At 62.2% G+C, this 7,605-nt stretch carries 7 protein-coding genes; 4 read left to right on the top strand and 3 right to left on the bottom strand.

The features are described 5' to 3' along the window. Window positions 1-134: 134 nt before the first annotated feature. Together QZX93_RS25680 and QZX93_RS25685 are read right to left on the bottom strand one after the other, a co-directional pair. Window positions 135-797, bottom strand: a complete 663-nt coding sequence (locus QZX93_RS25680) for a hypothetical protein (RefSeq protein WP_295393592.1) — start codon at window positions 795-797, stop codon at window positions 135-137. A 103-nt stretch (window positions 798-900) separates the two neighbouring features. Then, a complete protein-coding gene (locus QZX93_RS25685) occupies window positions 901-2,145 on the bottom strand; it encodes a site-specific integrase (protein ID WP_295393594.1) in 1,245 nt (414 codons plus the stop codon). A gap of 354 nt (window positions 2,146-2,499) precedes the next feature. Here QZX93_RS25685 and QZX93_RS25690 point away from each other — a divergent pair, with 354 nt between their 5' ends. From QZX93_RS25690 to QZX93_RS25700, 3 genes are all read left to right on the top strand, one after another. Further along, window positions 2,500-2,814, top strand: coding sequence for a hypothetical protein (locus QZX93_RS25690; protein WP_295393596.1), 315 nt, complete (start codon window positions 2,500-2,502; stop codon window positions 2,812-2,814). A gap of 384 nt (window positions 2,815-3,198) precedes the next feature. After that, window positions 3,199-3,405: a hypothetical protein gene (locus QZX93_RS25695; protein WP_295393598.1), complete on the top strand. Its 207-nt coding sequence runs from the start codon at window positions 3,199-3,201 to the stop codon at window positions 3,403-3,405. 335 nt (window positions 3,406-3,740) lie between these two features. Then, on the top strand, window positions 3,741-4,433 hold the full coding sequence (locus tag QZX93_RS25700; protein ID WP_295393600.1) for a hypothetical protein: 693 nt from the start codon (window positions 3,741-3,743) through the stop codon (window positions 4,431-4,433). Between the two features lie 58 nt (window positions 4,434-4,491). Here QZX93_RS25700 and QZX93_RS25705 read toward each other — a convergent pair whose 3' ends face one another. After that, a complete protein-coding gene (locus QZX93_RS25705; RefSeq protein WP_295393602.1) occupies window positions 4,492-5,088 on the bottom strand; it encodes a Uma2 family endonuclease in 597 nt (198 codons plus the stop codon). Between the two features lie 257 nt (window positions 5,089-5,345). On the opposite strand from QZX93_RS25705, the gene QZX93_RS25710 reads away from it, so the two are divergent. After that, a partial coding sequence (locus tag QZX93_RS25710; RefSeq protein WP_295393604.1) for a TIR domain-containing protein occupies window positions 5,346-7,605 on the top strand: 2,260 nt, incomplete at its 3' end.

The raw sequence follows: 7,605 nt of genomic DNA on the forward strand, positions 1-7,605 counted from the left end.
GTTGACGCTCGCGATCGGTTACGAGGACAGGCGCAGGACGAAGCAAGGGCATCGAAAAAACCAGAGTAGATCACGAAGTTTGCATCTTACAACGCGCTCTTCAGAAACGGTATTAGGATTTTCATCCTGCGGTACTAGTCCTTTATTCCAAGTAGCTTTAAGCCCCTCTTGATTTCATCGGTTACGGTACTGACCGATGTTCCGCGAATAGAGGCGACATTTTTAGCGTCTAACATGATGTCGCCTTGTGAGCTAATCAGTTCGGCGAGCGCGTCAATAGTGGGATTTTCTGCCGTCCCTAGTCTTTTCGTGCCCTTTTGCGAACTAACTAAGGCGAGCGCGGCAAGTCCTATGATCTTTCTTAAATTATCGGCCTTATGGTCTGTTATTGGTTTCTGCGGAATGTTCCGCTTTTCGTCGCTGTCTTTCTTTACTATGGGCTTTATTCGATCTTCCTGGAATAAGAAAAGCGGCCTCTGCCTCGTCTTTTCTGCCCATTTTCTTAGCGCGATCCGTGACAACACAAGGCGCCCGGTCCAGTATTCTACGTCGATTGTTACTATCTTATGCTCGTAAGGGTCCGCCCATCCTTTCGCCGCGTACATTGCCCTAGTGTCTCTGATTCCGCTTGTTATTTCCCTCCGTTCAACAGCGTCATAGATTGCCTGTAATACTGCAAACGCGTCCCCCGCTGTCTTCTCCGGGTCTAGTTCTGGCTCCTTATCCAACCACAAATAAGCGGCTTGATGTGCCGTAAATTCGTCATATGTATCCCATACCAGATAGTCCGGCGTCATGTGTTGCCCTTCGCGCAACCCTTCAAAAAGTGATCAAGTCAGGCCGGTGAAGGTTTCCGGCTTTTCGGCGGCCAAACCTAGACTTGATGCAACGCGGCGGCGGTCAGCGGGCTATCGACACAACATTGTCAAGCCTTGAACCGCTTACGATTTCATCCAAGCGTGTGGCCCATGCTTCCAGGGCCTTGCGCTTCTCAAAGTCGTAACTGAATTTATCGTAATGTCTCCCCGTTACGGTCGGGTCAGAGTGAGAAAGAACCTTACCAACGATATGCGGCAAGGTCCCGGATTCGGCTAGCCGTGTGGCGACCGTGCGCCGCAAGTCGTGCGGTGAGAATGGGGCGATTTCCAGGGGCTCAACACTGCGAGCAACGGCCCTTGCAACTGAGGTTGCCATGATCGGCCCCGCACCCCTTGGCGAGATAAAGACCCACTCTGACGGCTTCCCGTGCGCGGTCTGTATAGCCTCCAAGCGTTGCAGCGTAGCGACGGCGGCGGCGGTCAACCATACGCGATGATGGCGCTTGTTCTTCATCCGTTCCGCTGGAATCTCCCACCATTGGCCCTTAAGGTCAATTTCTTCCCAGCGTGCCCCGGCAACTTCGCCGATGCGTGCGGCGGTCAGTAGCTGGAACTTGACGGCTAGACTTATTGTCTCGGTTGCCTGAAAGCTGCCCGTATGCAGCGCGGCCCACAGCTTGCGCAATTCATCATCCGTTAGAACTCGTTCGCGGGAATGCTCCGGCGATGGCCTCTTGACTCCCAAGCATGGATTAAGGGCCAATTCCCCGCGCTGCATTCCGAAGTTAAACATCTTGCGCACCAGTGACAAAACCCGGTTTGCCCGGATCGCGCTCCCACGGTCGGTAATGGTGTCGAGAAGCTGGTTAATGTCGCGCCGCGTAATATCTTCGGCCTTGCGCTTGCCCCATATCGGCAGGATTTCTTTTTTCAGCGCGGCGTCATCCTCTGCCCATGTGCGCTTATTGGGCTTGGCGTGCCGTTCGATGTAGTCGTGTGCCAGTCGCTCAACGGTCAACAGTGCGGCTTTTTCCTCCCGTTCCCGCTTGACCCGGGTGCGTTCGTCGGTGCGTTCTTCGCCGGGATCGCACCCAAGGGCCACCCGGGCGCGTGCCCCGTCGCAAGCCCGCCGGGCTTCCTTGAGTGGCACGGCGGGATATTGCCCTAGCGTCATGCGGCGTCTTTTACCCTGTAACTGGTAGATGAAGAAAAACGCCTTCCCGCCGTCTGGCGAGATTCGCACCCCGAAGCCTTGCCCCTCCCGCACGTCATACCGGGCCGCTTTGGCGGGAAGATTCTTGATGAGCAGGTCTGAGAATTTCGGCATGGTTTCCGGCCCGGGGTTCCCCGGGGTTCCCCTTGGGGTTCCTCGAGTGTGGCGGTTGCTGGTGGCATAGTATGGCACAGCGTGCACCATGTCTAGGCACCAAAGCCAAGCGCGACGCGGGCTTAGGGTCGGCTCGTGGCATGTCCTGAAACCCCCTGAAACACGTTACCAACTGACTCTTAATCCATCGGTCGTAGGTTCGAATCCTACACGGCCCACCAAATAAATCAGCCGGTTAGCTTATCAAGCTACACCGGCTTTTTTCGTTTTCGGCGGTGATATTTCCAAAATGGGAATATCTTTTAGGTCCTACCCCCGGAGCGCCCTGCGATGTCTACCTTCGTTCTTGACACCTTGGCCTATGCCGACACCCTCAAGGCTGGCGGGTTCAGCCCGGAGCAAGCGGAAGCCCAATCGCGCGCACTGGCGGAAATCCTTGATCGGCAGATGACGACGAAGGCCGAAATAGCCCAACACGAGAACGACCTGCGGCGCGACATCGAAGCCTTGCGCGTTGAATTGAAGCGCGATCTGCGCGAGGTTGAATTGCGGCTGGAGGCCAAGATGGCCGAGACCAAGGCGGATCTGACCCGATGGGTGGTCGGCGCGGGAGTCCTTCAGACCGCCATCGTGGTTGGGGTGCTGCTGAAGGTCGCGAAGCTGGTTTAGGCCGGGCGTTCCTGCTCGGCCGGCATGGCGATCTCGATGAGCGGCATCCGTGGCCAGTTGTTGATCGTTTCGGCGACTCAGAGGCCACGGCGGCGGAGCCAGTGCGGCGATGAATGTGGGCATGATCGCTTAAATTTGGGGGAAGACTGTCCTGGACATGGGGTCCACTTTAGTGTCCTTACGGCGTAGGCCCGCCGTTCGTCGCGGTGCTGGGCAGGGGGTGGCAGGGGCGGCTGGTGAGGCATTCCCGAACCGCCAAGTACTCTTCTGACTATTTGCTGACAGTTGCGCTCAGGTCCTGTCTAGCCGGCCTGCCTTACGCTGTGTCCCAAGGTCGCCTCAAACGCGGCCTGAATGCAAAAACAGCCCCTGGAGGATCGGACCATGCATACCTACCCAATCCGCTGCCACGACTCGCGTACCAACTCGAAGACCCGGACCTCGCCGATGGCAATACCCGTCGGTAGTCGGTGCGTCAAGGGTGTGCATCCCGCGGCCGCCGCTCGCGCCGCTATTGAAGCCATGATGATCACCGAGATGATGGTCAGCGCCTTCAACGAAAACGGGTCGCAGCTCTATCGTGGCATTTGATCGAGGGTGGGCGCCATTGGGGGATCGCTGATTAACTCAGGCTGAATCAGCGCTCCCTTAGATGGCTCACTGCCATCGCTCGCCTCCCTCTGTTTTCCGCTCCAGAGGAACTAAGCCACCCATCTGATGTCCTTCAACCCAGGAACCCTGCCACCCACCGGCCCTGGGTGTTTTTTCCGTGACGGCGGTGACGCAACTGCCACCACTGGTGAAGGCGACAGCAGAAAAAGAGCAAACGGGAAAAGCCGGCTTAACGTACGATGTTGCCGAATCATGCGATGAACCCAAGAGGTTGATTCGATCAACTGCGCAATCTCCTGCGATTTCAGAACCCGTTGCGCCAGAACTATGCCCATACCCAGGCGGTGAAGGCCCTGGTGCCCGGCGTGCCGGTGTTCGGACGGGTGGTCTTCACCGACGACTCGCGCTTCCCCAAGGGGATACCCGAAGGCGTCTCCAGCCTGCGCGATCTGAATCGGGACCTGCGCGAGGTCTTGGGGGACGCGCCGCCGTCACCGGCGTTGATCGCCGCTTGGGCCAAGCTCAAGGGGTGCGTCGACCGCAGCACGGGGGCGCGCCAGGCCCATCTGGACGGGATCCGGGCGCGGCACGGGGCGGGGGAGGCCAAGCCCTTGCCTTGGCGGTTGCTGCTGCCGGTGCTCCCGGTCCTGTTGGCCGTGCTCTGGGTATGGTCGATTCCCAAGCCCGCGGTGCCGACCGTCAGGGTCCGCCCGGCCCCCGTCGTGCTGGCGCCTGTGGTCGCCTTGCCGACTCCGACTCCGACTCCGACGCCGCCGCCGGTGGTCTCGGTGCCACGGCCCCCGGCGGCCGCACCGCCAGCGAAGGCAGCGAAGCCACCCCCGACCCTGGAGTGGTCCGACCCGGCCGCGCGCGCCCAATCGGACTGCAACGCGGCCATCGCCGCCCTGTTGATCGATAACAGTCAGGAAAATCGCAACGCCCGGGATCGGGCCTGCGGCCAGGGTCAGGCCGATGCGGTGCCGACGCGGTCATTGCCGCGTCGGTAGGGTCCGCTGTGCGGACCATCGACCTCGCCGCTACGGGCGCCGGCTGTACCACCTCGCGTCATCGGCCGCGCTCGGCGGTGGCCTCAAACTCCACCTTGTCATAGAGCTCGCCCAGGGTCAGGGTGCAGTCGATGGAGTCGAAGTCGATCGGCTCCGCGGGGTCCGTATAGGCATCGAGCAGCCAGCCGCCGTCCGCCTGGCGCGTGAATATATCGACGGCGAACCGGTCCTGGGCGATCAGCACATACTGGCGCAGGCTCGGCAGGCCGCGGTAGATGGCGAACTTGCCGCCGCGGTCGTAGCCCTCGGTGGCGGGGGAGAGGACCTCGGCGATCAGGGTTGCAGTGGTCAGTACGTCACGGCGGTCGTCGTGAAAGGTCGGCTTACCGCACAGCACCACGACATCCGGGTAGGCGCAGGCGTCGGCCGTCTCGACCCGCAGGCGCATGTCGTTGGCCAGCGCCGTGCAGGGGCTTGCGTCTAGTTGGTTGCCAAGCCTCCTGATCAGGTTGGCTGTAATCAGGTTGTGATTGTACGAGGCCCCGGCCATGGCAAAGACCTGGCCTGCCACATATTCGTGTTTGGCGTCGATGGACTCGCGTTCGGTGGCCAGATAGTCCTCGAAGCGGTCATAGGGTTTCGGCTGAATCGACATGTATTTGCTCCGGATTTCGCTCGTGAAAGTATAGCCGGGAGCGCCGACATTCTGTCGGCCACGGCGCGCCGCGCCGTGGTGACCGGGCGAACAACGCGCGCCCGCCGGGACTCACCGCAAGACTGCGAACCGCCTGGCGGCGGGTGGCCGACACAATGTCGGCGCTCCCAGGGGCTCCCGCCCGCATAAGGCGGTTGCGATCCGTCGGCCAAATTGATTACGCTCTACCCCTCTCACCACGAAGGAACGCACATAAAGTGGACACGCACAGTGCCGATGCCCCGGTCGGCTGCCCGGCCGCGGGCTCCCCGACCTTCGATTGTTTCCTCAGCCACAACAGTAGGGACAAGCCGGCGGTGCGCGAACTGGCCACCACGCTGCGGGCGGGCGGTATTTCGGTCTGGCTCGACGAAGAGCAGTTGCGCCCGGGCGTTCCCTGGCAGCCGCTGTTGGAGTCGGGCATCGCCGCCTCCCGCAGTGTCGCCGTCCTGGTGGGCGCCGACGGGCTCGGCCCCTGGGAGGACGAGGAGCAGCAGGCCGCACTCAGGCTTGCTGTCCGCGACCAGCGCCCCGTGATCCCGGTCCTGCTGCCCGCTGCCCCGCAGACGCCAAACCTGCCCATGTTCCTCGGCAACCGCACCTGGGTCGACCTGCGCCGCGATGCCGCCGCGGGGCTTGACCTTCTGATTTGGGGGATTACCGGCAGGAAACCCGGGGTTCAGCGCGCTGTGGCGGCGAGCACGGCACCATCCCCGCCGGTCGTGGCCCGACCCGCAAGACCGAATGCGGCACCCGACCGCTTGCCGGCCGACGCCCAGCCAGGGCCGGCGCAGCAGCCAACGGCGACAGCGCCGAAACGCGACAGGGGACCCAGCGACAAGCGCTGCGATGTGCTGCTGCTCTATGTGAATGACAAGGAGCGCACGGCGATTATCGAGACCTTTGCCGACCCCGGCGGTCGACCGCCCCAGCCCCGCATCATTCAGGGTCTGCCATGCCTGGACCTGGGTGAGATCGGGGGGCGCCATATTTTCGCCACGGCCACCAATATGGGCAGCGCCACCCCCGGCGGCTCGGCAACCATAGCATTGGATGCGATCGCCAAGCTCGCCCCCCGCTGGATACTGGCCGTGGGTGTCGCCTTTGGCATGAATCCGGACAAGCACCCGATCGGCACCATCCTGGTCTCGGATCGGGTGTCCTGCTACGAGCCGCAGCGCGTCGGCAAGAAGACGGTGCGCCGGGGCGATACGGTGACGGTGCATCCGCATCTCAAGCAACAGTTCCAAATGGTTTCGACACTGCCCTACTGGACGGGCGACCCGGTGTGCTTTGGCGAGATCCTCTCCGGCGAGAAGCTGATCGACGAGCCCGGCTTCAAAGACAAGCTGCGTCGGGCCTACCCGGAGGCGATCGGCGGGGAGATGGAGGCCGCGGGCATCTACAGCGCGGCCCTGTTGGAATCGCGGCAGTGGATCGTCGTGAAGGCGGTCTGCGATTACGCCGACGGCAACAAGGGCGAAAACAAAGAGGCTCGCCAGACCCTGGCCGCCGGCAATGCCGCCCGCTTCGTCAGACATGTGCTCGCAAGCTATTGCAGTGAACCGGACACTCCCCCGCCCGAGGAAGACCCTGGGTCTGACCAACAGCGTACGGCCAGCCCCATCCATGACGATGCCGTTGCCGCCATCGCCGAGTCGCTGCGTCGGCTGCCGGAGTTATGTGCGACCCTTTCCGCCCAGCCCGCGATCGGCGGTGCCACCGAACCCGCGGAGATCGCCAAACGGCTCTGTGCCCGTGAGGCGAAGGGCCTTCGGGCGGCGATGACGGCCTTTCGGCTGGGCTTGCCGGAGGCCGCTTTGCAGATCCGCCGTCGGCAAGGGGATGTCCACCTGCTGCGCACTGAAGCTCACTTAATTCTCGGGTGGATGGCGGTCACGGCCGTCTTGGCTGGTTACGAGCGGGAGGATGCGGCCCTGGTCAAGCCCTGGTTCGACGGTGCGGCCTTCTATATCCCTCTGGGCCGCGATGCCTGCCTGGAAGTCCTGACGGCCCGCTGGAGGGATCGCCCGGCCGAGTGGGGGATCGACCATGAACGGTGGGAAAGCGGCCCGAGCGATCTTGCCCCAAAGGGCGAATTCGCCTTCGATAACCCGCTGCTGTTGGACCTTAGCCGGGCCGTCGATTACATCTGGCGCCTGATCTATCAACATATTGAAGGTCGCCCAGCCCCGGCGAGGCTGCACCCCGAGGAGATCGAGCAGCTGGCTCACCGCCTGAACATCCAACTCACAGAGAAGGGGCGCCGCCGCCGACTGGTGATCGATGGCCGCGGTGGAAACAACCCCTTTAATTTTTCAAGTGTCCTGCGGGCGATCCCACGGCAAATCCGTTCTAGCCCGCCGTGGCTGGCCGTCCCCGCCGACGGCGGGAATTTTCGGTCATGCCCAGGTAGTCGAACACCAGGCGGACGTTGCGTGCCAGGCGCTGGATGGTGGCGGCGACGGTGTCGCGGGA

The organism is uncultured Thiodictyon sp. (genome assembly GCF_903946935.1).
In the GTDB taxonomy this organism is placed as follows: Bacteria; Pseudomonadota; Gammaproteobacteria; order Chromatiales; family Chromatiaceae; genus Thiodictyon.